Below are 25,994 nucleotides of genomic sequence, written 5' to 3'. Positions count from 1 at the left end.
TTTTACTTAAGCAACCCATTGATTAAAGCACCCCATCATGCCTATCCGTCCCAACTGGCAAACCGCCACCCTGCTGCAAGCCGAAGAAACCGCCATTACCTCCGCCCACACCGGCCGCACCTACCGCATTCAAGCCGCGGCACTCGGCGAGCGTCCGGCAGGCGGCTATCCCGTACTGTATATTCTTGACGGAGATGCCTTTTTCCCCGCCATCCTCAATATGGCGCAATCCCTGCTCATCAATCCCATTACCAAAAGCCATGCCGCCTGTCTGATTGTCGGTATCGGCTACACCGGCGGCACCATCCGCGACTTAAGCCAACGCGCCCTCGACTACACGCCGCCGCTGCCCGACAACGCGCCCGAATCCGAACGCAAACAATACGGCCAAGCCGACCGCTTCAGCCACTTTATCGATGACGAACTCTCCGCCCTGCTCAACAGCAAATACCGCATCGATACCCAAAACCAAGCCGTCTTCGGCCATTCGTTCGGTGCCTTGTACGGCCTCTATTCCCTATTCACCCGTCCCGAACGATTCCGCCATTATTTGCTGGTTTCGCCGTCTATCTGGTGGCAAGACCGCCGCGTACTCGATTGGCTGCCCGACACTTTACCGCAAGGAATCGGCATCCGCCTTGGCGCAGGCGAATATGAAGGCAGAAACAACCGCCCCGACCAAACCAGCCACGGCATGGTCGCACAAGCCAAAATCCTTGCCGGCACTTTGCACCACCTCGGCGCGGATGTCCGCTTTACCCTCTACCCCAACGCCAATCACGGCAACGCCCCGTTTTACGCCCTGACCGACTGCATCGAATATTTGCGCAGCGCATGGCAACGTTGAAGCAGGTTCGCCAAACATCAAGGCCGTCTGAAATGCAAACTTAGAAGCGTATTGAACCTATTGGATCAATCTAAAATCCAATTATAAAAAGGCCGAGACCTTCGCAATAACATAGGTTGAGACCTTTGCAAAGGTCTCGGGGCATGAAAAAGGGAGAGGCTACCTGAAAAATAGATTTTCAGGTAGCCTCAAACCGGTTTGGCATGCATCCGAAACGGAAAATTTGAGCGGTTACATACCTTGGGTTGGTGGCAGTGTTATTTCAACTTGGCTGCCAATTCGTCGAATTTTTGTTTGATGTCGGCCTTGAAGGCTTCCACTTTCTCTTTGCGTTCGGCTTTGCGCTGTTTTTTCCAAGCTTCGTGTGCCTGACGTGCCACTTCTTCCTGCGCTTCTATTGCTGCCAATACGTCCTGTTGGGCAACGGCTGCATCTTGCCGGAGAATAACGGTTTTGAAACGGTGGAAGAAAGCATCCAATACAGCCTCGTCGGATTCTTGCGCCAAAATAATGATTGCAGTACTGCCGTTATCCAGTTTTTTGGCTGTATTTTCCAGCAACGCCCCCTCTCCCAATGTTTGGGCAGTGCCTACATCACTGCCGATGAGTGCGCCAGTAGCTCCACCCAACAGAACACCGATAGGACCGCCGAGGATGCCGACCAGCGAACCAATGAGGCCGCCCGTCCATGTGCCTTCGACCGTATTGGCGGTAAAGTCGGTGCTTTCTGCTGGGATAATCAGACCATTTTCCTTTTTAACCAAAACGGCTTGTGCCACCAAAGCATCTGTTGTCTGCGAGTAAGCTTTCAATTCAGAAAAGGCTTGATAAGCTTCGCTGGAGATGTCGAATAAGGCAACGATGATGTTTTGTTTCATAAGTCCACTCCCGTAGATTGAAAGATTTAAGAACATACTAGTTGTATGCAGTGTCATGTAAATTACAAGGGGGGGGGGGAGCAATGCGGCAAACAGAACTTTACCTATATAAAGCCTGTAGAACCGGCAAACGGATAACGAACAATACCCAGCCTTACCTGTAGGAAATCGTCGCGTTGTTTACACCACAGGTTGAGAGAAATAAGCCTACAAGACCTCAAGCGTCGTCTGAAATCCGTTTCCACTCCAACGCTAAATCGTACAAGGTTTTTTTGCTTTCGCCGGTAATCTTGGCGGCAAGCTCGGCGGCTTGTTTGGTCGGCAACTCGGCCGCAAGGATTTTCATGGTATTTTGCGCCGCTTCGGGCAAATCGCTGTGCTTCTCTTTCACCGCAGGGTGCAACACCAGCACCATCTCGCCGCGCGTTTGGTTGCTGTCATTTTTAAGGGCGGCTTGAATTTCGGCAACCGTGCCGCAGAGGAAGGTTTCAAACGTTTTGGTAATTTCGCGCGCCAATGTCAAACGGCGTTCGGGGAACTGCGCGGCCATATCCGCAAGGCTTGCTTCGATACGGTGCGGCGTTTCAAACATCACAATCGGAAAATCGGCTTCCACCCATTTGGTCAACAGTTTTTGGCGTTCGCCGGCCTTAGGCGGCAGGAAACCGTTGAAGTAAAAATCGGATTCCGTCACACCGGCCACGCTCAACGCCCCCATGACCGCGCTTGCGCCGACCACAGGCACCACTTTAAATCCGGCTTCGCGCACGCGGGCGGCAAGTTTCGCACCCGGATCGCACACCGCTGGCGTACCCGCATCCGAAACTTGGGCGACGCTCAGGCCGTCTGAAAGATGGCCGATGATTTTGTCGGCCATTTGCTGCTCGTTGTGTTCGCGAACGCTCACGAGTTTGCCCTGAATGCCGTATGCGCTCAAAAGCTGGGCGGTAACACGGGTGTCCTCGGCGCAGATAATGTCGGCCTTTTGCAGCACGGCCAGTGCGCGCAACGTTATGTCGGCTAAATTGCCGATGGGTGTGGCGACAACGTATAATGTCTGTTTTTCGATGCTGTCGACGGCTTTTTGCAGGTGTTTTGTGTACATAGATTCAAGGCCGTCTGAAACGGCGTCTCTTTAAAAACAATGATTATATAACGGGTAAACTTTTCATGCGCTTAAACCACAAACAGGGGGCGGCGGCCGAAGATGCGGCGCTGGCATTCCTGCTGGACAAAGGCTGCTCGCTGTTGGCGCGGAACTGGCATTGTGCCTACGGCGAAATCGATTTAATCGTCAAAAACGGCGGTACGATTGTGTTTGTTGAAGTAAAATACCGCAAAAACCGAGGTTTCGGTGGTGCCGCATACAGCATCTCGCCGTCCAAATTATTGAAATTGCAACGAAGTGTAGAGTATTATCTGCAAAAGCACGGGTTAAACCATGCGCCCTGCCGCCTAGACGCGGTACTGATCGAGGGCGACGGCCCGCCCGAATGGATTCAAAATATTACAGGTTAACCTCATGACAACATTACAAGAACGCGTTTCCGCACATTTTGCCGAGAGCATCCGCGCCAAGCAGGAAGCTGAAAAAGTACTGGTCGAGCCGACCGCACAGGCCGCCGAGCTGATGCTGCAATGCCTGATGAACGACGGCAAAATCCTGGCCTGCGGCAACGGCGGTTCGGCTGCCGACGCGCAACACTTCGCCGCCGAAATGACCGGCCGTTTTGAAAAAGAGCGTATGGAATTGGCCGCTGTCGCACTAACAACGGACACTTCCGCACTGACCGCCATCGGCAACGACTACGGTTTCGACCACGTATTCAGCAAACAAGTGCGCGCGCTCGGACGTGCCGGCGACGTATTGGTCGGCATCTCCACCTCTGGCAATTCCGCCAACGTCATCGAAGCCATCAAAGCGGCACACGAACGCGACATGCACGTCATCGCCATGACCGGCCGCGACGGCGGAAAAATCGCCGCCATGCTCAAAGATACCGACGTTTTGCTCAACGTCCCTTATCCGCGCACTGCCCGCATTCAGGAAAACCATATTTTGCTGATTCACGCCATGTGCGACTGCATCGACTCCGTCCTGCTTGAAGGCATGTAACCCTTTCTTTTCAGACGGCCCCCTTAAAGGCCGTCTGAACGCCCACCCGTCCATACCCAAGGAAAAGGATATGAAGAATATCAAACGCTACGCCCTCCCCGTTCTGACTGCGACCCTCTTGAGCCTGAGTCTGAGCGGCTGCGTCGGCGCACTGATCGGCGGTGCAGCCGTCGGCACCAAATCCGCCGTCGACCGCCGCACCACCGGCGCGCAAACCGACGACAACGTTATGGCCTTGCGCGTCGAAACCACCGCACGCTCCTACCTGCGCCAAAACAACCAAGTCCAAGGCTACAAGCCCAAACTGAACGTTGTCGGCTACAACCGCCACCTGCTCCTGCTCGGCCAAGTGGCTACCGAAGGCGAAAAACAATTTGTTGAACGCATCGCCCGTTCCGAACAAGCCGCAGAAGGCGTGTACAACTACATCACCGTTGCCTCACAAGCGCGTTCACTCGGCGACGTGACCAACGATACCTGGGGTACATCCAAAGTCCGCGCCACCCTGTTGGGCCTCAGCCCGGCCACCCAAGCACGCGTCAAAATCGTGACTTACGGCAACGTGACCTATGTGATGGGCATCCTCACGCCTGACGAACAAGCCCGCGTGACCCAAAAAGTCAGCACGACCGTCGGCGTACAAAAAGTCGTGACCCTCTATCAAAACTACGTTGCCAACTGATTCACAGGCAACCCGGGGCCGTCTGAACATTCAGACGGCCATTCCTCCAACGATTACCTGCCACATCATGTCCAAGAATAATAAAACCCCTTTCCAACTTAAGCCCAAACACTTAATCCACGCTTTATTCCTTGTCAGCTTTATCGCCGTCGCAGCCCTTGTTGCCGGCGTATTCAGCACCCTAAACTCCAGTAAAACCGACGTACCCGAAAAAAGCCCTGCCGAACAAACCGACACACGCATTGAAGTTTGGCGCCCCAACGGCGCAGTCGAACCTGAAACCGTTCAGCCTGCCAAAGACGGCGACGCAAAAACCGCCTCTGGCTATCCTGTCGTCCCACAAGACGAAAAAAGCGACAACGCCGAAGAAGGTGCAAAAAACGACCGCTCCACTGTACACCGCAGCAAACGCACTGAAAACAAACGCGCTGAAGCCGACAAATCAGAAAACACACAATCCGACAACAACAGCTCTGCCGCTCAAAACAAACCTAAAGCAGACAGCCAGCCGGTAGAAAACAAAGCCGCAGACAGCAAACCGGCCGCACAAGCAGCAGAAAACAAACCGGAAAAAGCCAAAGCCCCCGAGTCCAAACCGACTCCGAAAGCCGAACCTGAGGCCAAACCACAAGCCAAACCGCGCAACAAAGACAATCTCGACAACCTGTTTTAAACAGACGGCACACCCGTCCCGTTCAGACGGCCTCCATGCCGTCTGAAACAAGAAGGAAACCTCATGGACAAAGTCATCATCAAAAACCCCGAAGAAATCGAAAAAATGCGCGAACTCGGCCGCTTGGTCGCCGAAGCCCTCGATTACATCGGCCAATTCGTCAAACCCGGCGTAACCACCAACGAAATCGACAAACTCGTTTACGACTACCACGTCAACGTTCAAGGCGGTTATCCGGCCCCACTCAACTACGGCAACCCGCCCTACCCGAAATCCTGCTGCACCTCCGTCAACCACGTCATCTGCCACGGCATTCCCGACGACAAGCCGCTGAAAGAAGGCGACATCGTCAACATCGACCTGACCATTAAAAAAGACGGCTTCCACGGCGACTCCAGCCGTATGTTTACCGTCGGCAAAGTCTCACCGATTGCCCAACGCCTGATCGACGTGACCCACGCCTCCATGATGGCGGGTATCGAAGCGGTCAAACCCGGCGCCACCCTCGGCGATGTCGGCTATGCCTGCCAGCAGGTTGCCGAAAATGCCGGCTACTCCGTAGTACAAGAATTCTGCGGACACGGCATCGGCCGCGGTTTCCACGAAGCGCCGCAAGTGGTCCACTACGGCCGCAAAGGTGAGGGCCTCGTCCTCAAACCGGGCATGATTTTCACCATCGAGCCGATGATCAACCAAGGCAAACGCCATCTGCGCATCCTGAACGACGGTTGGACAGTGGTCACCAAAGACCGCTCCCTCTCCGCCCAATGGGAACACGAAGTTTTGGTTACCGAAACCGGCTACGAAATCCTCACCGTCAGCCCTGCCAGCGGTAAGCCTTAACCTTGAAAAAACCTTCAGGCCGTCTGAAAACATAGATTCAGACGGCCTAAAATTTATTCGCATTCTCAATCCAGAAAACCGAATAAAAACTCGAAATTAAGTTTTTACCCATATTGAATTGTTTAATTATGTAAAAATTTGCTTATGCCATATCTAAGATAAACGCATAATTTAATGATTTATATAACAAAATTTTACTGAAATAATGAATTAAGAAATATTTACACAAATTATGGCAGACAGCAGAAAACTTCTTTCGAATATACTGTCTAATTATCTAGATCAGCCATTTGCAATACGCCCACATATCACCCCAAAAAACAATAGGGAAAAGGATGCCGGCATTCTTGCAGACCTTTTTTATGCCTAATGGCATACACTAAATACCACAATAAGGAAGATTCATGAAATCGTTCGAAAAAATTGAAAATATCCGCGATATCCGTAAAAAACTCGGCCTGAACCAAATGGACTTCTGGAGTCGCATTGGTGTGACTCAATCCGGTGGTTCCCGTTACGAGTCCGGCCGCAATATGCCTAAACCTGTACGCGAATTGCTGCGTTTGGTACACATTGAGCGCGTAGATTTGGCTAAAGTAAACCGTGATGACTTGGCCGTTGCGTCCTTACTGAAAAACCGCGACCCTGAGTTGTACGCTTCTCTGAAAAAAGAAGCCAAAGCCGACAAGGGCAAATAATCAAGCTATTCAAAAGGCCGTCTGAAACTCTTTTCAGACGGCCTTTTTACTTTCTACACCCTGAGTGCATGTCGCATACATGCCCTTTTTCATTTACAGCTGATACTGTTTGAAATAGTTCAACACGGTTTGCGGTAGCCATTGCAGATTCAGACGGCCTTGATCGCGGCTGACGAAGCCGACATGACCGCCGTATGCCGGTTGCAGCAGCGTAACGGCTGAGGACACGTCCCGCCCGGTCGGCAAGGCTTCTGGCGGCAGGAAGGGGTCGTTGACGGCATTGAGCAGCAGCAACGGCGTATCTACGCCTTTCAGAAACGGTTTGCAGGAATTGCGGCGGTAGTAATCATGACGGTCGGCAAAACCGTGTAACGGCGCGGTAAAGCGGTCGTCAAAATCGCCAAGCGTTTTGCAGTTTTGCTGGCTTAAGGCCGTCTGAAACCGGGGAATCGCCTGGGCTTTCGGCAACAGCGAATTTAAAAAATAGCGCGTGTAAATCAAGCGCGTCATGCCCTGATCAAAACGTGTACCGGCCGCCACGGCATCAACCGGCGCGGAAACGACGGCAGATGCGCGCGGAACGGCATTACTGCCCTGCTCGCCCAAATATTTGGCCAGGGCATTCCCCCCCAAAGAAACGCCGACAGCGTAGATGGTTGAATAGCGTTGTGCCAGCGTGTTGAGCATAAAGGCGATTTCGGGCGTATCGCCGAGATGGTAGAACACAGGTGCGGTGTTTGCTATGCTGCCGCAACTGCGGAAATGGGCAACCACGCCGTTCCAACCGCGCTGCTGCACGGCTTTCATCAATTCGACCGCGTAATGGCTCTCGCTGCTGCCTTCCAGTCCGTGGAACAAAACCACCAGCGGCGCATCGGGGTCGGCGCTGTCGACAAAATCGTAGGCAACTTGGGTTTTGCCGGTACTGTCGGGCAGAAGCTCGCGGCGGTAGTCGGGCGCCTTGCCTTGCAGCAGCTTGGCAAACAGGGTGTCGGCATGGCCATTTCTGAGCCAATAAGGCGTGTTGGGTGAACGTGTATTCATAATTCGTTTCTTCTATTTTTCAGACGGCCTGAAGATGAGCATATACACCAGAAAGGCAGTCAGCGTACCGTTTGTCCAGCCTGCCCAAACGTCGGTGGGATAATGCACGCCCAAATAAATGCGTGAAAACCCGGTCAGCAGGGCAAAGGAAATACCGCCTATCCAAGCGGCGCGGCGGTAGCGCGTGCGGCGGAAAAGCAATATCAACATGACGGCAATAGCGGCGGAAAACGTACTGTGGCCGCTGGGGAAGGAAAAATTGCTCTCTTCAATCAGGCGCGGCCAAAGCAGCGGACGTTCGCGGGCAAACCATACCTTCACAATCAGCATATTCAAAGTCGGCACCAATGCCGCCAACACGCAAAACAGTGCCTCGCGCTTCTTATCGGCAAAATACAGGGCTGCGGCGACTGCGCCGATCAGCGGCACGGCAATCGCGGTTTTGCCCAGATAGTGCAACACGGTGGCAATCGGATCAAACCATGTGCCCGCGTGGGCATGGACAGCGTGCATCAGCGGCGGTTCAAAAGCGAAGCCGCCATATTGTGCCAGCCAAATGCCGATGATGAGGGTCGGCGGCAAAAACAGCAAAGAGGCAAAAGTCAGTGCGCGTCTGGATTGGGCTGGGGATAAGTGCATTATTCCACCGTTTCTTTCAAAGTCGCGCCAATCGCCTGCAAACCCTGCAACGCATCTTCCCACGCAACATCCAGCAAGCGGCAGGCCTCGCCTTCCGCTTTGATGCCGAACTCGATATGCGGCGGAGTATAACGGCCGTCTGAATCGGTACGGCCCACTGTGGGCAGGCTGTACGAACGGATACCTGCGTAGGTACGCTCAAGATGTTCCATAATCGGCGTAATGCGCGATTCGGGTTGGTCGAACACATACACGCTGCGGCTGCCGCGTTCGGTTTGGTTGAAGCGGTCGGCATAATAAGTTTCCAATACCCATTCGGCCATCGGGTGCACCATCACGGGGAAACCGGGGAAGAAATAATGCTCGCGGATGGAAAATCCGGCGATGTTGTTAAACGGATTGGGCACCAATTCCGCGCCTTCGGGAAAATCCGCCATCTTCAGGCGTTGGGCGTGTTCCGGCGAATCCAACGGCTCGCTGCGTTTCTGGGTCACGCCTTCGATAAACTTGGCGGCTTCAGGATGGCGGACGACAGGCAAATCCAAAGCAGCCGCTGCGGCTTGGCGCGTGTGGTCGTCAGGCGTAGAACCAATACCGCCGGTCACGAAAGTCGGCAGGCCGTCTGAAAAACTGCGGCGCAGTTGTTTGACCAGCAAATCGGGTTCGTCAGGCAGATATTGCACCTGATTGAGCTTCAGCCCGTGCGATTCCAATAAAGATTTAAAAAAGGCGAAATGCTTGTCTTGACGGCTGCCGTGCAGGATTTCATCGCCGATGATGATGAGGTTGAACAAATGCTGTCGGTCTTTCATAATCTTTCCTTCTGCCTAAAGGCTATTCATGATTCCCCATGATTACTGTTCCAATATTGCTTATTAGGTGCAACGAATAGGAGAGGCTCATGTTTGTAATCGGCATTTTTGCGTTTTTCATGTTCATTATCAGCCTTTTTGTGTGTACGTTTGTGCTGATTGTTCAGTATTTGATTATTCGCCGTAAAATTCATCAAGACAAACGGGCAGTCAATTTTCGCGCCAAATATGCTACGCTTTCCACATTTTTTATACAATGGGTTGTTCTGAACGCATTCAGCCTCTTGCCTGCAAACCGTATGATTTTTTCACTGGCAGTCTTTACGGATATTTTACTTGGTTTTTTGTGGTTGTTTTTTGTTGCAACCAATGCAGATGAAATGTGGCGTTTGACCGGGCAAAAAGGCTACTTGTTGTGGCCTTTGGCAGCTGCTTCGGTTTGGGCAGTATGCTTCATTGCATTCAGCGTCAGATAGCACCATCAATAATTGCGGACAAATGCCGTCTGAAAACCTGAATGCTTTTTCAGACGGCATCAAAGTAGATTATCTTATCCATTTATAAGATAATGGTTTCAACTTTTCAAGTCTGGAGGAATCCCAATGAGCCAAAACCATACCATTTTACAAAATCTCCCCGTCGGTCAAAAAGTCGGCATCGCCTTCTCCGGCGGTCTTGATACCTCTGCCGCGCTGTTGTGGATGAAACTCAAAGGTGCGCTGCCTTATGCCTACACTGCCAACCTCGGTCAGCCCGACGAAGACGACTACAACGCCATTCCCAAAAAAGCGATGGAATACGGTGCGGAAAATGCCCGCCTAATCGACTGCCGCGCGCAGTTGGCACACGAAGGCATCGCCGCCATCCAATGCGGCGCGTTCCACGTTTCCACCGGCGGCATCGCCTACTTCAACACCACGCCTTTGGGCCGCGCCGTTACCGGCACCATGCTCGTTTCCGCCATGAAAGAAGACGATGTTAACATTTGGGGCGACGGCAGCACCTACAAAGGCAACGACATCGAGCGTTTCTACCGCTACGGCCTGTTGACCAATCCGGCGTTAAAAATCTACAAACCTTGGCTCGACCAACAATTTATCGACGAACTCGGCGGCCGTCACGAAATGAGCGAATTTCTGATTGCCAACGGCTTCAACTACAAAATGTCGGTTGAAAAAGCCTACTCTACCGACTCCAACATGCTGGGTGCCACCCACGAAGCCAAAGACTTGGAATTCCTCAACAGCGGCATCAAAATCGTTAAGCCCATCATGGGCGTTGCCTTCTGGGACGAAAACGTCGAAGTCAAACCCGAAGAAGTCAGCGTGCGCTTTGAAGAAGGCGTGCCGGTTGCATTAAACGGCAAAGAATACGCCGATCCTGTCGAACTCTTCCTCGAAGCCAACCGCATCGGCGGCCGTCACGGCTTGGGCATGAGCGACCAAATCGAAAACCGCATCATCGAAGCCAAATCGCGCGGCATCTACGAAGCCCCGGGCATGGCATTGTTCCACATCGCCTACGAGCGTTTGGTTACCGGCATCCACAACGAAGACACCATCGAACAATACCGCATCAACGGCCTGCGCCTCGGCCGCCTGCTCTACCAAGGCCGTTGGTTTGACAGCCAAGCCCTCATGTTGCGCGAAACCGCCCAACGCTGGGTTGCCAAAGCCATCACCGGCGAAGTTACCCTCGAACTGCGCCGCGGCAACGACTATTCGATTCTGAACACCGAATCGCCTAACCTGACCTACCAACCGGAACGCCTGAGCATGGAAAAAGTCGAAGACGCAGCGTTCACACCGCTCGACCGTATCGGCCAACTGACCATGCGCAACCTCGACATCACCGACACCCGCGCCAAACTGGGTATTTACTCGCAAAGCGGTTTGTTGGCATTGGGCGAAGGCTCCGTATTACCTCAGTTGAATAATAAGGAGTAAAATGAAAGAATATAAAGCCGTCATTTATCAAGAGAACCTGCTTTCCAGTTTGGTTTTTGGCAGCGCCAAAATCAATCCGGTCAAATTCAGCGATTTCCTCAACAGCCACGCTTCGCAAGGCTGGAAGGTCGTTACCATGGAAAAAGATCAGCGCCGCATGCTGCTGTTTTTCGTGCGTGAAGCCTACGTCGTCATTTTGGAAAAAGAACGTGTTTAAACTCGGCGTCTATGCCTGTCTCGGATTGTTCGGAAGATTGGAGCCATGACAATCAACGATTTTTGGAACATCATTGATCAAGCACGTCCTGAATCTCGCAATATTGGAGAATTCAACCAAAACTTGAATCGGTTATTGGAATCTTTACCAGATGAGGATTTATTATATTTTGATTATTTCTTTAAGATGTACGAATGCACAATTATTGCCAGTCCCAATAGATTAATTTGGTCTGCGCTATCTTTGGTGTACGGTGGTAAGCATAAATACAATACTTATGGCTTCGCAGCTTGGCTGATTTTGCAAGGTAAAAGCCACTATCTTGCTGTTTTACACGATGCCGATCGGCTGGCTGATACTGAAGCTACTCAAAACTATTGCAGTGGTAACTTGAAGGGGCATGAGCATGAGTTTCCTGAACAACGTTACTTGGCAGGCAGAATATACAGCAAGAGAAACCGTATCGGTATTCGCGCATTCGAAAAAACTACCAAAGAATTCGCCCCAAAAGCCAACACAGAGTGGCAAAAAATCGAACAGCAAGAATTAAACTCTCCCACCTTTCAGTCCAATAGAAATTGGACACTGGAAGATCTTGCCGTGATACTACCCAATACCTATCAAAAATATATATGTGTATGAATGTACAATTAAATACATATCCGAAAAGAAAATGAAGGACGACGAATTTATCAACTGATACCGCTTTAAAAACACCCTATTTTGAAAACTTAACGCAACATCCTTGTTTAATAGACGAGGCCGTCTGAAATTTAAGTTTCAGACGGCCTTATTACCCTTCCCAAATTTATCAAATACCATGAAATTCTTTTCTCACTTTTATCTTGAAAATCATATGTATTTCAACGACTACTTGAAATACATCCTGATTTTCGCCGCCCTCGTCATCCTCCTGCTCGCCGTATCGCAATACCTGCGCCACCGCATGGACACCAAATACCGCGACCTGAGCATAATTGCGCTGCTGCTGCTCATCCTCATCTGCGGCACGCAATATCTTTCGTACAGCGAGCGTCAAAACTTTGCCGCCGATACTTCGCACATGGTTGGCTTTCTCAATGCCTTGATTGAAAACCAAAAAGTCGAAAAACAAGACATTATCGTCAACAGCACGCGCCTGTCCAACGGTATGATTATCGGCATCAAAAACCAATACTACGAAGTCCATTTCAATCAAGACTTCTCCGCCTACACGCTGACGCCCATCAATTTGGTCAACAACAATATCGAACTCATCGATAAAGAATAACAGGATACACACATGGAAGCATACTCCCTGCTCGCCCTCAAACTACTGATGGGTATTTTAGGTTTGATTTTGCAAATCAACCTCTTAGGTAAAGGCAACCTCGCGCCGACCTCCGCCATGGACCAAGTGCAAAACTATGTACTCGGCGGCATCATCGGTGGCGTGATTTACAGCGACAGCGTCGGCCTGTTGCAATTTTTCCTCGTGCTGATTTTGTGGACGCTGTTGGTCTTGAGTCTGAAATTCATCAAAAACCACAACCGCTGGGTCAAATCCATCATTGACGGCAAATCCGTCTGGGTTATCGTCAACGGCAAAATCCAAACCGATGAATGCATGAAAAACGGCATCAGCGCACACGACCTCATGTTCAAACTCCGCGCCGCCGGCATCTACGAAATCTCTTCCATCAAACGCGCCGTCATGGAGCAAAACGGCCAGCTCACCGTCATTCAGTACGGCGATGAAAGCCTGCGCTATCCACTGATTACAGACGGCCAAGTCGACCCCGACATCCTCGAAATCATTAAGCGTGATGAAGAATGGTTGCAACAGGAACTCGACCGCCTCCACCTTGAAGCCTCGCAAGTCTATATCGGCGAATACATAGACGGAAAATTGGTGGCACACCCTTATCCTTCTTGATTTGAAAATAGCAGGCCGTCTGAAACCTTGATTTCAGACGGCCTTTTTGTATTCAGCCCAAATACTGATTTTTTAATCGCGATATTCAAACCTTGCACCCAAAAATTGAGCCAGTGCGGAGACGTGGGAATGTCGAGGGTCTTTGATGGCGGTCAGCAACAAGATATTGCCGTGTTGTTTTTCCAAATCCAGCAGCCGCTTGATGGCGGCTTGCTCCGTATCGCCATGCAGCTCTTCATGATAACGGCTGACAAAACCGTCGAAATTTTGAGCCGGATTTTCGTGATACCAGCGGCGCAGGTTTGCACTGGGCGTAATGTCTTTCAGCCAGAGCGCAGTGGCAAAAACCTCTTTGCGGACGCCGCGCGGATAGAGGCGGTCGATAAAGACGGCGGTTTGTTTAGAATCGGGTTGATAGGCGTAAATGCGCTGTACGGTAAACATTTTTTCTCGTCTCCAATGGATTCAGGCCGTCTGAAAATTCAGACGGCCTGATGTTTTTTAGGGTTTAAAACAGTTTTTTGACTTCGGCTTCGATGTCGTCGGCACGCATAAAGGTTTCGCCGATCAGGAAAGTATGCACGCCGTGGCCGCGCATGAAATCGACGTCTTCTTTGTTGCGGATGCCGCTTTCGGTTACAACGGTTTTGCCGTTCAATTCAGGCAAGAGGTCGAGGGTTTGTTGCAGGGTCACTTCAAACGTACGCAGGTTGCGGTTGTTGACGCCCCACAACGGCGTGGTCATGTTGCGGCATTTTTCCAGCTCGGACGCATCGTGCAACTCCAACAAGACAGTCATGCCCAATTCGTGGGCAACGGCTTCAAAACGCTCAAGCTGCTCGGCTTCCAATGCGGCGGCAATCAGAAGAATCGCATCCGCACCCCACGCGCGCGCCTGATAAATTTGGTATTCGTCGATGATAAAGTCTTTACGCAAGACCGGCAGCGCCACGGCCGCACGCGCCTGTTTCAAATACTCGGGCGAGCCTTGGAAATAAGGTTCGTCCGTCAATACGGACAAGCAGGCCGCACCCGCTTTTTCATAGGCAACAGCAATTTCGGCAGGATGAAAATCAGGACGGATCAGGCCTTTGCTCGGGCTGGCTTTTTTGACTTCGGCAATAATGGCAGGCAGATTCTGCGCGTGTTTTTCACGGATCGAGCCGATAAAGCTGCGAACCGGCGCAGCAGCCTGCGCTTGGGTTTTGATGTCTTCCAAGGAAACGGCGGCTTTTTGGGCGGCCACTTCTTCTGCTTTGGTGGCAAGGATTTTGTTGAGAATATCGGTCATGGCGTTTTTCTATTGGGGCTGATTTTCGGATTTGAATCGTGCAACATGCTGACGAAGATTAGATTTCAGACGGCCTGAATGCCGCTATTTTAATGGTTTGAAAAAAGGCGGGCAAGAATGCCCGCCTTTGTGTCTGCTTCAATTTAGTGATGAATGCCCAAAACGGACGCGTTGTGGCTGATGATTTCGTCCGCCAAAGTCGGATTGTCGTTCAGCTTGATACCGTAGCCGGGCACCAATTCTTTCAGACGGCCTGACCATGCCTCGATATGGCCTGGGAAGCATTGGTTGATCAGCTTAATCATCAAAGGCACGGCGGTTGATGCGCCTGGAGACGCGCCCAGCAATGCGGCCAGCGAGCCGTCGGCATGGGCGACGATTTCGGTACCGAATTGGAGAACGCCGCCTTTTTTCGGGTCTTTTTTGATGATTTGTACGCGTTGACCGGCAGTAATCAGTTCCCAGTCGTCAGGGTTTGCTTCAGGATAGTATTCGAGCAGGGAGGAGAAGCGTTCTTCTTTGGTTTTGCGCAATTCGCCCAGCAGGTATTTGGTCAGCGGCATATTAGCCCAACCGGCGCGGAGCATAGGATAGAGGTTGTCCATTTGGATGGACATCGGCAGATCCATGAGCGAGCCTTGTTTGAGGAAGTTGGGGCGGAAGCCTGCATACGGGCCGAACATCAAATGGCGTTGGCCGTCCACATTGCGGGTATCCAAATGCGGAACGGACATAGGGGGCGCGCCGACGGAGGCTTGGCCGTACACTTTGGCGTTGTGTTGCGCGGCCGTTTCGGGATTGCTGTTGCGGAAGAAGAGGCCGGAAACCGGAAAGCCGCCGTAGCCTTTGCCTTCGGGGATACCGGATTTTTGCAGCAGGGTCAGTGCGCCGCCGCCTGCGCCGAGGAAGACGAAACGGGTGCGGAGTGTCAATGGGTCGTCATCGTCTTTGGTGCTGCTGGTTTTCAGCACCCATGCGCCGTCCGATTCGCGGTTGAGGTCGTCGACATGACGGTTGAATTTGATTTTTACGCCTTTGTCGCTCAAGTATTTGACCATCTGGCGGGTCAGGCTGCCGAAATCGACGTCTGTGCCTTCGGCGGAGTAGTTGGCGGCGATGGATTGGTTTTCATCACGGCCGTTGACAACCAGTGGCGCCCATTCGGCAATTTTGGCACGGTCGGTAGAAAACTCCATTTTTTCAAAGAGTTTTTGGTTTTTGAACACGTCGAAACGTTTTTGCAGATAACTGCAATGGTCGGCGTTCATCACCAGCGACATATGGGGAACGGAATTGATGAAAGTGCGGTCGGTCAGTTTGCCTTCTTCGACCAAAGTCGCCCAAAATTGGCGGCTGATATGGAATTGTTCGGCAATATTGAGGGCACGGGTCGGATCGATCGTGCCATCGGCAGTCAGGGGCGCATAGTTCAATTCACACAGCGCAGAGTGTCCCGTACCGGCATTGTTCCATGCATTTGATGATTCCAACGCTACATCTTCCAAGCGTTCGATCAGGGTGATTTCCCAAGATGGTTCGAGTTCTTTGAGCAATACGCCCAAAGTGGCGCTCATAATGCCGCCGCCTACTAATACGACATCGGTTGCTTCAGCCATGGTTTTACTCCTACTAAAGTCAGGCATGGTTTGCCTTGTGGTTATCTATCATTATAAACAACTGATTTCATAGGAATTATTTTGTATTTTTGTTGTGTGTGAAACTTTTGTTGCCTGCTGAGTTTCCGAGCGTAAATGGCGGAAGGCAGTTTCGGTTTGGGTTCCAGATTTCAGGTCTTTATAATATGTTATTGAGAATTTAGTAGATTTTACGGAGAAATGCAAAGATTTTCTGTTCGGTTCATATAAAAATAAGAGATTAGGCCATCTGAAAACGTTTTTTTAACCTTTATCCGCCAATGTTTTCCAAGAAAAAAGAATTTTTCATTTCTTTTTTAATTGACCGTTTTTGTCAGCAATTTCAGCGCTAACAAACGTGAATCAACCGCCAATCTGCTATCATTTCGACTTATCCCACAACAAGGCAAACCGCCATGTATCTGACACAAGAAAAGCCCTACCGCCCCCTATTGGTCGCACTGATGTTCCTCACCCTGCCGCTGGCGATGATATTGCACAATATCGTGCAAATCGCCTTTTCAGACGGCCAAGGGCTGCTGATAACGGTCAAAGATGGCGCGTGGGCATGGCAAAGCGGTTGGCAGGATTCCGTCGCATGGTTTGTCTGCGGCATGTTTGCCTTCCTCAACCTGCCGATTGCCGGCGGACTGACCAAGCTGGCGTATAAAAAAATGATGCGCCGGCATTCACGTTACGCCATTTTCCTTGCCGGTGTCGCAGCGTGTGCCTCGGCGGCGGCAGGTTTGATTTTTGAAGCCATCTTAGGCAATGCCGCATTGGCAGGTATGCGCGGACAAGGCGTGTTTTACTACACCCTCTCCGTATGGATCATCGCCATGCTGACCCTGCCCAAACAGCTCACGCGCGCGCCAGAGCAGCCCATCGTCTTTCACAAAATGAAACGTTGATTCAACAGGCACAAACATTTTCAGACGGCATGCTTTCCATTACCATTACATCCAACGCGTTTTAACCAATAAGGAATAACAAATGAATCAGGCGCAACAGCTCCGCGACGGCATACAGGCACTGGGTTTGGACATCGACGAAGCCAAACAGGCCAAACTGCTAGACTATGCCGCCCTGCTGCAAAAGTGGAACAAAACCTACAACCTGACCGCCCTGCGCGATCCCGCCCAAACCGTCAGCCATCATCTGCTCGACAGCCTGACCCTCCTGCCCTATATCGAACACGCGCAAAACATGCTCGACGTCGGTTCCGGCGGCGGACAGCCCGGCATACCCACCGCCATCTGCCGCCCCGACCTCGACATCACCCTCCTCGATGCCAACACCAAAAAAACCGCCTTTCTGCAACAAGCCGTCATCGAACTCGGCCTTAAAAACGTCCGCGTCATCAGCGGCCGCGTAGAAGCCGCCGCCGACTGCCGCGCCGACGTCATCACCAGCCGCGCCTTTGCCGAACTCGCCGACTTCGTCAACTGGACCGAGCACCTCCTCAAAGACGGCGGCTACTGGGCGGCCATGAAAGGCGTATATCCGCAAGAAGAAATCGACAAACTGACCGAAAGCGTCACCGTCGAAAAAGTCGAAGCATTGCACGTCCCCCAACTCAATGCCGAACGCCATATCGTCATCATCCGCAAAAAGGCCGTCTGAAAACAACCCAAGCATACCGAATAACGGTACAATCCAGCCATCCACACTTAACACGACAGCAAAGCACATGAGCGCACAAATCCTCGCCGTCGCCAACCAAAAAGGCGGAGTCGGCAAAACCACCACCACCGTCAACCTAGCCGCCTCCCTAGCCTCCAAAGGCCGCCGCGTCCTCGTCGTCGACCTCGACCCCCAAGGCAACGCCACCACAGGCAGCGGCATCAACAAAGCCACCATCGAAAACGGCGTTTACCAAGTCGTCCTCGGCGAAACCGACATCCCCAACGCCGTCGTCCGCAGCAAAGAAGGCGGCTACGACGTATTGGGCGCCAACCGCACGCTGGCCGGCGCAGAAGTCGAACTCGTCCAAGAAATCGCACGCGAAATCCGCCTCAAAAACGCCCTGCAGCTCGTTGCCGACGACTACGACTACGTCCTCATCGACTGCCCCCCGTCCCTGACCCTGCTCACCCTCAACGGCCTGGTCGCCGCCAACGGCGTCATTGTCCCCATGCTTTGCGAATACTACGCCCTCGAAGGCATTTCCGACTTAGTGGCCACCGTCCGCAAAATCCGCCAAGCCATCAACCCCGACCTCGACGTAACCGGCATCGTCCGCACCATGTATGACAGCCGCAGCCGCCTCGTCGTCGAAGTCAGCGAACAGCTCAAACAACACTTCGGCAACCTGCTCTTCGATACCGTCATCCCCCGCAACATCCGCCTCGCCGAAGCCCCCAGCCACGGCCTCCCCGCCCTCGCCTACGATGCCCACGCCAAAGGCACCCAAGCTTATCTCGACTTGGCCGATGAACTGATTGCGCGTTTAGAAAATAAATAGGGATATGAATATAAAAAGGCCGTCTGAAAGTTAAAGAATACTTTCAGACGGCCTTTGGTTTGATTGGAAAGAATATTTCTTAAAGACCGCGTGCGTGCGTACCGCACACACCCTACACATAAATTTCAAACTCTTTATGATTCATAGGTAGGGTGTGTGCCCAAAGGCACGCACGCGGTTGGATACAGGCTACGGCTTGCTAGACAGGCTACGCTGGCTACACATAAATTTCAAATTCTTTGTGATTCATAGGTAGGGTGTGTGCCCGAAGGCACGCACGCGGTTTGATGTAGGCTACAGCTTGCTTTGGTTTGGTTGGAAAGAATATTTTTTTATTTTAAAAGACCGTGTGCACACGTTTGGATGGAGGCTACAGCTTGCTACGCTGGCTAATTAATACCTTATGATATAGAATCCCAAGCTGCCAAGGAAGTACGTCTCTTTATGATTTCATAAGGAGCTAGTAAACAGGGGGAGTATAGTTACCATCTTTTGATACCTATACTCTCATTATCATTTTGTATGGTATGACTTATCTATACCTTAAATAAGTAGATAAATAAATTTTATTTTTAATACCGTACTTCTTTGGCATTTTAAAATATTTCATGAGAATTAAATGGAAACTTTAAAAAATAAAATTTGGTTTACATATACAGCAAGAATAGAAGCGTATAGACGCCTAAAAAATTACTCATTTTGGGCAAGTTTATTATTATGTCTTTATTCTCTAGCAACCGTAGTATGCTCTATCATTTCAATATCTCTACCTAAATTACTTGGCAAGCATACAGATACCTTATTGATCGTATTATCAGTAATTTCTTTCGTATTTTCATTACTTATCGTTAGCTACAAATTTGATGATCGAGCATTAGCAATGAAAGAAAACTACCTTGACTTACAAAGGTTATATGAAAATCTAAAAAGAGACGCTAGTGGGGATATAGATAAATATATAGACCAATATCTTAATATCCTAGAAAGAAATGAAAATCATAACATTATTGATGATATTACAAATAGAATGAATCAGAAGACTTCTAGAGAAGTAAGTAATAAAGAATTTCTATATTATTATATATATATATTTTCAAAATTTATTTTTATTACAGCCGTACTTACAATCCCCCTATTATTAATTTACTTATCGATATTGTCGTTATATAAATAAATTATGACTTACCCATCAAATAATTTTAAAAAGATTTTTACAAAAAAACAACTTAACGAGCTATTCAATAAAGAATTTTCAACATCAACGACAACGGGAAGAGACCGAATAAATGCAGAAACTTTTAAAAAAGAAATAGACATACATATCCAGAATATTATTAAAAAAGTAAATAACTCTACCTATAAATTTTCTATTTATAAGGAAAAGTTAATACTAAAAGGAGCAAATAAAAAACCTCGTATTATTTCCATCCCATCATTACGAGATAGAATGGTTCTTAAAAGTTTATTTACTATTTCTATATGAATCTTTTGATATACAACAACCCCTTCCTCAACAAATTATTAAACGATTAATAAATTCTATAAATAATAACACTTATCATGACTTTATTAAATTAGATTTGAATAATTTTTATGGTAGCATAAAACATGATCTATTAATGGCTTCACTATCCCATAAAATAAGATCAAAAAAAATTCTGTATTTATTGAATCAAGCATTGATTACAGAAACATTACCATTAGATATTAAAAGTACGAAAAAAAAAATCATAGAAAAATTGGCATCCCTCAAGGATTATCAATATCCAATCTATTGGCAGAAATATTCTTAATAGATTTTGACAAATGGGTTGAACAACAATTTCCAGATTCAGCATATTTTCGATATGTTGATGATATTCTATTACTTTGTCCCATAGGTAAAGCAATAGAATATAGCGATGAAATAATTAATAAACTATCCGGTAAAACGTACCAGTTGTCTGTACATCCACTAGAAGGAAATTCTACTAAATCAAATTTAGGAGAACTTAATGATGGTTTCGAATTTCTTGGCTATAGATATATAAACTCAAAATTTAGTGTTAGAAAAGCAAGTATCAATAAATTAGAAAATAGTATCGCAAAATTATGTACTGCTTTGAAATATAAAAAAAGAGCATTAGAGGAGGCATATCGTGAAGATGAGGCTGGATTTCATAATGCATATAATTTTGAACTACAGAAATTCAAATGGAAGTTAAATCTAAAAATTACGGGTTGTATTTATAACAATAAAAGATATGGATGGATTTTCTATTTTTCACAACTTACTGATACAAAAATACTATACCTTCTAGATGGTATAGTAAGAAATATCCTTATAAGATTTGGTTTAGATACCTTGCAAATTGCACCTAAAAGCTTTTTAAAAGCTCATGAAATTATTCAAAGATCAACTAGACCAAACAAATACATCCCAAACTTTGATTTAGTAAAAGAAGATGTAGCTAAAATTAGAAAGGAACTTTTAAATCTATTTGATGAAGAATTTTTAATTAACAAAACGGATAACGAAGTTATTTATTTATTTAAAAAAATCATAAATAAACATACTTCTGACATTGAATCAGATTTAGGAGCAATCTCTTAAAACCCAAAATAATCTAAGAAATTCTTTAGATATCTCAATTTTGGATACTTAAGAACAGTGCTATTTTTTATTCACCCCCTCCCACTCCTTCATCAACCTCTTCACCGAGACCGGATACGGTGTCTTCAATTCCTGTGCAAACAGCGACACTCTCAATTCTTCAATCATCCATCTAAACGCGGCGAGGTCGTCTGAAACGGTTAATCCTTGTTTTATCAAGCTATCTGTTTTTTCCTGCCACATATTTTCCAGCTCTTGAATATCGGCTTCGCGGGCTGCGTCGCGGGCGGGGTTGCTGCTGTATTTTTCGAGGCGCAGGGTCATGGCTTTGAGGTAGATGGGGAGGCGCGGCCATTGTGCCCATGGGGTATGGCTGGCGAAGCCGGGGGCGAGCAGGGTTTGCAGGCGTAGTCTTAGAAGGTGGGTCAATGGGTGTTTGCCGAGTTTGCCGTTCAGTTCGGCGTAGGCGGCGGCGGTTTCCTGCAGGTAGCGGCTGAGGGCTTCTTTGACGGCGGGCAGGCGGCTGCGGGCGCGTTTGATTTGTTCTTTGAAGGCTTTTTCGTTGCGCGGCAGCTCGTCTTCGCCGATAAAGGCGCGGTCGCAGACGGCTTGGGTGAGGTCGTCGCGCAGGGTGTCGGCGTTGATGTGTTTGAGCAGCATGGCGGCTTGGGTGAAGCCTTGGATGCCTTTGTTCAGGTCTTTAACTTGTTCTTTTAGTTGTAGTTTCATGAGTTCGATCACGCCTAATCGGTGGGCTTGTTCGGCGGCGGCAGATGTGTCGAACAGGCGCAGGGCGATGCGGCCGTCTTTTTCTTTTTGCAGACCGAGGTAGCCGGTGAGCTGTTGTTTGCCGCGGGCGAATTTGATGGATTCGGGCAGGGTGCCGATGTCCCATGCGGTGACGTTGTCGCGCTCGAATTCTTGGGTGTTGTCGCGGAAGGTGGTGGCGGCGGCTTGGCCGAGCTGTTGTTGCAATTCGTACAGTTTGCGGCCGCCGGCAAGCTCTTGTCCGCCGTCGTCGATAATGCGCAGATTCAGATAGCAGTGTTCGGGCAATTCTTGCGCCGCCCATGCGTCTTGGTCGATTTGCTCGAGAATCCGCATATCGCCGGCGCTTTTGGCGATAAAGTGTGCCAACTGGGGAATGATGGCCGCTTGGCGGTCGGGATTGCTTTCGAGAAATTTGGTGATGAAATCGGGTACGGGCACGCAAATGCGGCGGATTTGCTTCGGCAGTGCTTTAATCAGCAGCTGGATTTTTTCGCGCAACATACCGGGCACCAGCCATTCGAGCGACGGCGCGTGCAAGCGGTTGAGGACGGTCAGCGGCACGGTCATGGTCACGCCGTCGAGCGGATGGTGCGGCTCGAAGCGGTAGGAAAGTTTGAACTTGCCGTCTGCGGTTTGCCAGAATTTGGGGAATTGCTCTTCGGTAATGTGCGCGGCGGCGTGTTGCATCAAATCGTCGCGGCTGAGGAACAACAGGCGCGGATTGTCGCGTTCGGCGGTTTTGAGCCAGGCTTCAAAGGTGCGGATATCGGCAAGGGGCAAAGGTTTCAGACGGCCTTTTTGAGATGTAGGCTGCTTTTGGGGTTTGGGGTCGTCTGAAACATTTTGTCGGGTATGTGAACTCGGTTCACGCTCGCGATTGTCCGCATCTTTGGAATCTGAGTGCGCGGCTTGCGCCACACGCCCTGCGTTGCCCTGGTTTGCTTGTCCGTTTTGTCCGGCTACGTTATCCGACTGGGTTTGTCCGCCCTCTTCGCTTCCCCAAACGCCGCCTTTCGCGTCTTTCCACACCAGCTCCGGCAGGCGTTCGTGATAAAACGCAAACAGGGCTTCGTCGTCGACCAATACGTCTTGCTTGCGCGATTTGTGTTCGAGTTCGGTAATTTCTTTAATCAGCTTTTTATTGTGTGCAAAAAAGGCCGTCTGAAGATTGCTTTCCTGCGCCACCAATGCGCCGCGGATAAAGATTTCGCGCGCTTCTTCAGGCGCAACTTTGCCGTAAGACACGGGGCGGCGCGGTAATACGGTCAGGCCGTAAAGCGTAACGCGTTCACTGGCGACGACTTCGCCGCGTTTTTGCTCCCAGTGCGGCTCGAAATAGTGATAGCGGACGAGGTGTGGCGCTTCCTGCTCTATCCATTCGGGCTGGATAACGGCGACGTCGCGCGCGTAAAGGCGCGTGGTTTCAACCAATTCTGCCGCCATCACCCATTTGGGTTTGGCTTTGAACAGGGCTGATGCCGGGAAAAGGTGGAAGCGGCTGCCGCGCGCGCCGGTATAGTCGTTGCCGTCGGGTGATTTCATGCCGACGTTGGCGATAAGGCCGGTCAGCAGGGCACGGTGGATTTGTTCGTAGCCGGCTTCTTTAGCGGCACGGATTTGGGCGCGGTGTTGTTTCTTGTCCAGTTGTTTTTGTTTGAGTTTAGCCGCCAAATCTTGGTCGCCCTGGCTTTCAGACGGCCTTAATTGTTCTTGGGAAGGAGGTTGTCTAAACGCGGCTTCTTTGGTGGTCAAACCCATTTCAATCGCGGTTTGGGCAAGCTGGTGGTGCAGCTCGCGCCACTCGCGCATACGCAGGTGCGACAGGAAATATTGGCGGCACCATTGCACCAATTGCTTGTTGGATAAACCTTTATCGCGCTCGCGCTGGAAGCTGTCCCAAATATTCAGGTAGGCAAGGAAGTCGGATTGCTTGTCGGTAAAACGCTCGTGCGCCTTGGCCGCGGCATCGCGCGCTTCCAACGGCCGCTCGCGCGGGTCTTGAATCGACAGCGCGGACGCGATCACCAATATTTCCGCCATGCAGTCGTGTTTCTTCGCCGCCAGCAAAATGCGCGCGATTTTCGGGTCGATGGGCAGGCGCGCCATTTGTTCGCCGAGCTTGGTCAGGCGGTAGCGCGTGTTGGCACCGATATGGCCCGAACTGTTTTGCAGGCCGTCTGAAACATTGGCTGGATTGGATCGGGCATCCATGCCTGATCCGCGTACTTGGTTTTTCATATTTTGCATAGTCTTGTCGGTCGGGCATCTATCCCCGACATCATCTAAATTTGTCTTTATTGGTTTCACGCCGCTTATTGCGGATAAACATATTCCGCCTTGCCGTCGCGAATGTTCAAGCTGCCTGCATCACCTGTAATCAGATTGCCCGTTACCGAGCCTTCGCTACAACCTGAAACCGGCATATCGTAGCCCAGCGTGTGAATCAGGAACGTTGAAAGCTGCTGATGGAAGGCAATCTCGCAAGGCGCAAAAGCCTGGTTGGCAGCCTGTTGCACGGCCTTATCCGGGCTGTACAACACCAGCGGCACAAGATAGCTGTCGGGCTGCACCGTGCCTTGATTGTAGGTATCTTGGCGCACATACTGGCCATGATCGGAGGTATAGGCAAACAGCCAGTTGCCGTCAGGCTGCTTTTGCAGCTGCTCGAATACGGTTTGAATCATTTGGTCGGTTTTGTGGATGGTGTTGTCGTACTTATCCACAATATTGGCTTCGCCGAATACTTTATCTTGAGGCTGCAACAATGCGCCGTATGGGACGTGCGAACCGCGTTGGTGCAACACAATAAAATGCTTGCCCTGCTGCAAATTGATTTTGTCGAACAACGGCAGCAGTTTCTCATCAGGCATATTGTCGCCGTTGCCGTAGCCAAGTTGCGTCGGCTGAATCAGATGGTCTATCCATTTCTTACCGATTAAGTTCAAAATCGCCATCTCGTTTTCCGCCTGCGCGCTGTAAAAATACGTCTCATAGCCCTGCTCTTTGGCAAGGCGGAACATATTGGTATCGCCGCTGCTGATTTGCTCATAGCCGTTGGCATGCGGTATCGCATTGAAAAAGCTGGGCAGGGACACAGCCGTCATCAAAGCGGCGGAATAGCTTTGTTTCACAATCGGCTTAAAGTCGGCTTGCGACAGCTGGGTTAAAAACGGCGAAGTTTCGCGTCCGTAGCCAAACAATTTCAAATGCGCCGCGCTTTCGCTTTCGCCCATAATCAGGACGATATTTTGAACACTGCCCTGCTCGATTTTGCTTGGTGCAGGCTGTTTGAACACAGGAATCTTGCTTAAATCAAACAACTGATACGGCAACACGCGCCCGACAAAATAGCCGAAGCTGAAATAATTGGCTTTGATACGGCTGTATGTCGGTTTGGGCGAAATACCGTGTTCCTGCGTCGTACTGAATGAGCGTCCAAAAATCAACAACATCGCCGCAATAAACAAAATATCGGCGGCAAAATGCGTCTTACGGCGGAACTTGGCAAGGCTGCAAAACAACACGACTTCCAACACGCCCCACAACACAGGCAACCATAACTTATCCAACATCGATGCGCCCGCACTGCCGACTTCGGTAACCTCTTTCAGCATCAGCCAATAATTAATGCCCGTCATCCAACTTTGATAAACCGCGTAATGCACATTGTTGGCAATGATGCTGAGCGCGAAAAACAACGCAATCAGCAACCGTGAAGCCTTATAACGCGCAAACAGATACAGCGCAGCAATCACAAATGTCAGCGCAAACGTTTCCGCCATTTTCGCAGTCGGCAGGGTTTCAATCCCAAATACAAAGCGATATGCAATTTCGCTGGCAGTAAATAAAGACGAATACAGAACAAGCGTGAAGAAAGATTTTTTCATCATTAATATTTCACAATAAAAAATTTACCGATTGAGTTTTAAAA

At 49.9% G+C, this 25,994-nt stretch carries 29 protein-coding genes; 19 read left to right on the top strand and 10 right to left on the bottom strand.

Annotation, left to right across the window (positions count from 1 at the left end):
• The first annotated feature begins 37 nt into the window (after positions 1-37).
• The gene (locus HMPREF3047_RS03620; protein WP_070712223.1) at positions 38-847 is read left to right on the top strand and encodes an alpha/beta hydrolase; all 810 of its coding nucleotides are present in this window, start codon (positions 38-40) and stop codon (positions 845-847) included.
• 257 nt (positions 848-1,104) lie between these two features.
• On the opposite strand, the gene HMPREF3047_RS03615 is transcribed toward HMPREF3047_RS03620, so the two are convergent.
• Complete coding sequence (locus tag HMPREF3047_RS03615; RefSeq protein WP_070712222.1) at positions 1,105-1,725, bottom strand: DUF1269 domain-containing protein; 621 nt, start codon at positions 1,723-1,725, stop codon at positions 1,105-1,107.
• A gap of 217 nt (positions 1,726-1,942) precedes the next feature.
• Complete coding sequence (gene rsmI, locus HMPREF3047_RS03610) at positions 1,943-2,830, bottom strand: 16S rRNA (cytidine(1402)-2'-O)-methyltransferase (RefSeq protein ID WP_070712221.1); 888 nt, start codon at positions 2,828-2,830, stop codon at positions 1,943-1,945.
• Positions 2,831-2,895: 65 nt separating this feature from the next.
• On the opposite strand from rsmI, the gene HMPREF3047_RS03605 reads away from it, so the two are divergent.
• From HMPREF3047_RS03605 to HMPREF3047_RS03580, 6 genes are all read left to right on the top strand, one after another.
• Positions 2,896-3,243, top strand: coding sequence for a YraN family protein (locus HMPREF3047_RS03605; protein WP_070712220.1), 348 nt, complete (start codon positions 2,896-2,898; stop codon positions 3,241-3,243).
• A gap of 4 nt (positions 3,244-3,247) precedes the next feature.
• Positions 3,248-3,841 (top strand): phosphoheptose isomerase, encoded by a 594-nt coding sequence (locus tag HMPREF3047_RS03600; protein WP_003749391.1) that lies wholly within the window; start codon positions 3,248-3,250, stop codon positions 3,839-3,841.
• Between the two features lie 70 nt (positions 3,842-3,911).
• Positions 3,912-4,523 (top strand): BON domain-containing protein, encoded by a 612-nt coding sequence (locus tag HMPREF3047_RS03595; protein ID WP_039862284.1) that lies wholly within the window; start codon positions 3,912-3,914, stop codon positions 4,521-4,523.
• A gap of 67 nt (positions 4,524-4,590) precedes the next feature.
• Positions 4,591-5,196 carry a prolipoprotein diacylglyceryl transferase gene (locus HMPREF3047_RS03590; protein WP_070712219.1) on the top strand — a complete coding sequence of 202 codons (606 nt, stop codon included), beginning with the start codon at positions 4,591-4,593 and terminating at the stop codon, positions 5,194-5,196.
• Between the two features lie 63 nt (positions 5,197-5,259).
• Positions 5,260-6,039: a type I methionyl aminopeptidase gene (gene map / locus HMPREF3047_RS03585; RefSeq protein WP_070712218.1), complete on the top strand. Its 780-nt coding sequence runs from the start codon at positions 5,260-5,262 to the stop codon at positions 6,037-6,039.
• A 404-nt stretch (positions 6,040-6,443) separates the two neighbouring features.
• The gene (locus HMPREF3047_RS03580) at positions 6,444-6,737 is read left to right on the top strand and encodes a helix-turn-helix domain-containing protein (protein ID WP_003684039.1); all 294 of its coding nucleotides are present in this window, start codon (positions 6,444-6,446) and stop codon (positions 6,735-6,737) included.
• 93 nt (positions 6,738-6,830) lie between these two features.
• On the opposite strand, the gene HMPREF3047_RS03575 is transcribed toward HMPREF3047_RS03580, so the two are convergent.
• From HMPREF3047_RS03575 to HMPREF3047_RS03565, 3 genes are read right to left on the bottom strand one after another with little or no spacing between them, the layout of a single operon-like run.
• On the bottom strand, positions 6,831-7,781 hold the full coding sequence (locus tag HMPREF3047_RS03575) for a YheT family hydrolase (protein ID WP_070712217.1): 951 nt from the start codon (positions 7,779-7,781) through the stop codon (positions 6,831-6,833).
• Positions 7,782-7,793: 12 nt separating this feature from the next.
• The gene (locus tag HMPREF3047_RS03570; RefSeq protein WP_070712216.1) at positions 7,794-8,420 is read right to left on the bottom strand and encodes a phosphatase PAP2 family protein; all 627 of its coding nucleotides are present in this window, start codon (positions 8,418-8,420) and stop codon (positions 7,794-7,796) included.
• Positions 8,420-9,232: a competence/damage-inducible protein A gene (locus tag HMPREF3047_RS03565; RefSeq protein ID WP_070712215.1), complete on the bottom strand. Its 813-nt coding sequence runs from the start codon at positions 9,230-9,232 to the stop codon at positions 8,420-8,422. Before HMPREF3047_RS03565 ends, HMPREF3047_RS03570 begins: the two co-directional genes overlap by 1 nt.
• A gap of 89 nt (positions 9,233-9,321) precedes the next feature.
• Here HMPREF3047_RS03565 and HMPREF3047_RS03560 point away from each other — a divergent pair, with 89 nt between their 5' ends.
• The 6 genes from HMPREF3047_RS03560 to HMPREF3047_RS03535 all read left to right on the top strand — a co-directional run bounded on the left by HMPREF3047_RS03560 (position 9,322) and on the right by HMPREF3047_RS03535 (position 13,310).
• Positions 9,322-9,708, top strand: coding sequence for a hypothetical protein (locus HMPREF3047_RS03560; protein WP_070461245.1), 387 nt, complete (start codon positions 9,322-9,324; stop codon positions 9,706-9,708).
• Between the two features lie 126 nt (positions 9,709-9,834).
• Positions 9,835-11,178 carry an argininosuccinate synthase gene (gene argG / locus HMPREF3047_RS03555; RefSeq protein ID WP_004520241.1) on the top strand — a complete coding sequence of 448 codons (1,344 nt, stop codon included), beginning with the start codon at positions 9,835-9,837 and terminating at the stop codon, positions 11,176-11,178.
• A gap of 1 nt (position 11,179) precedes the next feature.
• Complete coding sequence (locus HMPREF3047_RS03550; protein WP_003749376.1) at positions 11,180-11,395, top strand: DUF4177 domain-containing protein; 216 nt, start codon at positions 11,180-11,182, stop codon at positions 11,393-11,395.
• A gap of 45 nt (positions 11,396-11,440) precedes the next feature.
• On the top strand, positions 11,441-12,037 hold the full coding sequence (locus HMPREF3047_RS03545) for a DUF4240 domain-containing protein (RefSeq protein WP_003749374.1): 597 nt from the start codon (positions 11,441-11,443) through the stop codon (positions 12,035-12,037).
• 178 nt (positions 12,038-12,215) lie between these two features.
• Positions 12,216-12,665 (top strand): DUF3290 domain-containing protein, encoded by a 450-nt coding sequence (locus tag HMPREF3047_RS03540; RefSeq protein ID WP_070712214.1) that lies wholly within the window; start codon positions 12,216-12,218, stop codon positions 12,663-12,665.
• Between the two features lie 12 nt (positions 12,666-12,677).
• Entirely contained in the window at positions 12,678-13,310 is a 633-nt protein-coding gene (locus tag HMPREF3047_RS03535; RefSeq protein WP_070712213.1) for a DUF421 domain-containing protein, read from the top strand.
• A 72-nt stretch (positions 13,311-13,382) separates the two neighbouring features.
• Here HMPREF3047_RS03535 and HMPREF3047_RS03530 read toward each other — a convergent pair whose 3' ends face one another.
• The 3 genes from HMPREF3047_RS03530 to HMPREF3047_RS03520 form a co-directional block, all read right to left on the bottom strand.
• The gene (locus HMPREF3047_RS03530; protein ID WP_070712212.1) at positions 13,383-13,754 is read right to left on the bottom strand and encodes a DUF488 domain-containing protein; all 372 of its coding nucleotides are present in this window, start codon (positions 13,752-13,754) and stop codon (positions 13,383-13,385) included.
• Positions 13,755-13,818: 64 nt separating this feature from the next.
• Positions 13,819-14,601: an indole-3-glycerol phosphate synthase TrpC gene (gene trpC, locus HMPREF3047_RS03525; RefSeq protein WP_070712211.1), complete on the bottom strand. Its 783-nt coding sequence runs from the start codon at positions 14,599-14,601 to the stop codon at positions 13,819-13,821.
• A 143-nt stretch (positions 14,602-14,744) separates the two neighbouring features.
• Positions 14,745-16,217 (bottom strand): malate:quinone oxidoreductase, encoded by a 1,473-nt coding sequence (locus HMPREF3047_RS03520; RefSeq protein ID WP_070712210.1) that lies wholly within the window; start codon positions 16,215-16,217, stop codon positions 14,745-14,747.
• A gap of 434 nt (positions 16,218-16,651) precedes the next feature.
• Here HMPREF3047_RS03520 and HMPREF3047_RS03515 point away from each other — a divergent pair, with 434 nt between their 5' ends.
• The 6 genes from HMPREF3047_RS03515 (at position 16,652) to HMPREF3047_RS03495 (ending at position 21,292) form a co-directional block, all read left to right on the top strand.
• Positions 16,652-17,146, top strand: a complete 495-nt coding sequence (locus HMPREF3047_RS03515) for a hypothetical protein (protein WP_070712209.1) — start codon at positions 16,652-16,654, stop codon at positions 17,144-17,146.
• Between the two features lie 82 nt (positions 17,147-17,228).
• Positions 17,229-17,858: a 16S rRNA (guanine(527)-N(7))-methyltransferase RsmG gene (gene rsmG / locus HMPREF3047_RS03510; protein ID WP_070712208.1), complete on the top strand. Its 630-nt coding sequence runs from the start codon at positions 17,229-17,231 to the stop codon at positions 17,856-17,858.
• A 67-nt stretch (positions 17,859-17,925) separates the two neighbouring features.
• Positions 17,926-18,699, top strand: coding sequence for a ParA family protein (locus tag HMPREF3047_RS03505; protein ID WP_070712207.1), 774 nt, complete (start codon positions 17,926-17,928; stop codon positions 18,697-18,699).
• Positions 18,700-19,318: 619 nt separating this feature from the next.
• Positions 19,319-19,873: an SLATT domain-containing protein gene (locus HMPREF3047_RS03500; RefSeq protein ID WP_141756546.1), complete on the top strand. Its 555-nt coding sequence runs from the start codon at positions 19,319-19,321 to the stop codon at positions 19,871-19,873.
• 3 nt (positions 19,874-19,876) lie between these two features.
• Positions 19,877-20,182 (top strand): hypothetical protein, encoded by a 306-nt coding sequence (locus HMPREF3047_RS11260; RefSeq protein WP_141756545.1) that lies wholly within the window; start codon positions 19,877-19,879, stop codon positions 20,180-20,182.
• A 255-nt stretch (positions 20,183-20,437) separates the two neighbouring features.
• Positions 20,438-21,292: a reverse transcriptase domain-containing protein gene (locus HMPREF3047_RS03495; RefSeq protein ID WP_083315942.1), complete on the top strand. Its 855-nt coding sequence runs from the start codon at positions 20,438-20,440 to the stop codon at positions 21,290-21,292.
• Positions 21,293-21,352: 60 nt separating this feature from the next.
• Here the strand turns inward: HMPREF3047_RS03495 and HMPREF3047_RS03490 are convergent, their stop codons facing one another.
• Together HMPREF3047_RS03490 and lpt3 are read right to left on the bottom strand one after the other, a co-directional pair.
• Complete coding sequence (locus HMPREF3047_RS03490; protein ID WP_083315941.1) at positions 21,353-24,310, bottom strand: DUF3418 domain-containing protein; 2,958 nt, start codon at positions 24,308-24,310, stop codon at positions 21,353-21,355.
• Positions 24,311-24,375: 65 nt separating this feature from the next.
• Positions 24,376-25,953: a lipooligosaccharide phosphoethanolamine transferase gene (gene lpt3, locus HMPREF3047_RS03485; RefSeq protein ID WP_141756544.1), complete on the bottom strand. Its 1,578-nt coding sequence runs from the start codon at positions 25,951-25,953 to the stop codon at positions 24,376-24,378.
• Positions 25,954-25,994: the final 41 nt, after the last annotated feature.

Source organism: Neisseria sp. HMSC075C10 (assembly GCF_001815615.1).
In the GTDB taxonomy this organism is placed as follows: Bacteria; Pseudomonadota; Gammaproteobacteria; order Burkholderiales; family Neisseriaceae; genus Neisseria; species Neisseria subflava_A.
Note: the sequence above shows the minus strand (reverse complement) of the source record. Positions and strands in the feature narration are given on the sequence as shown.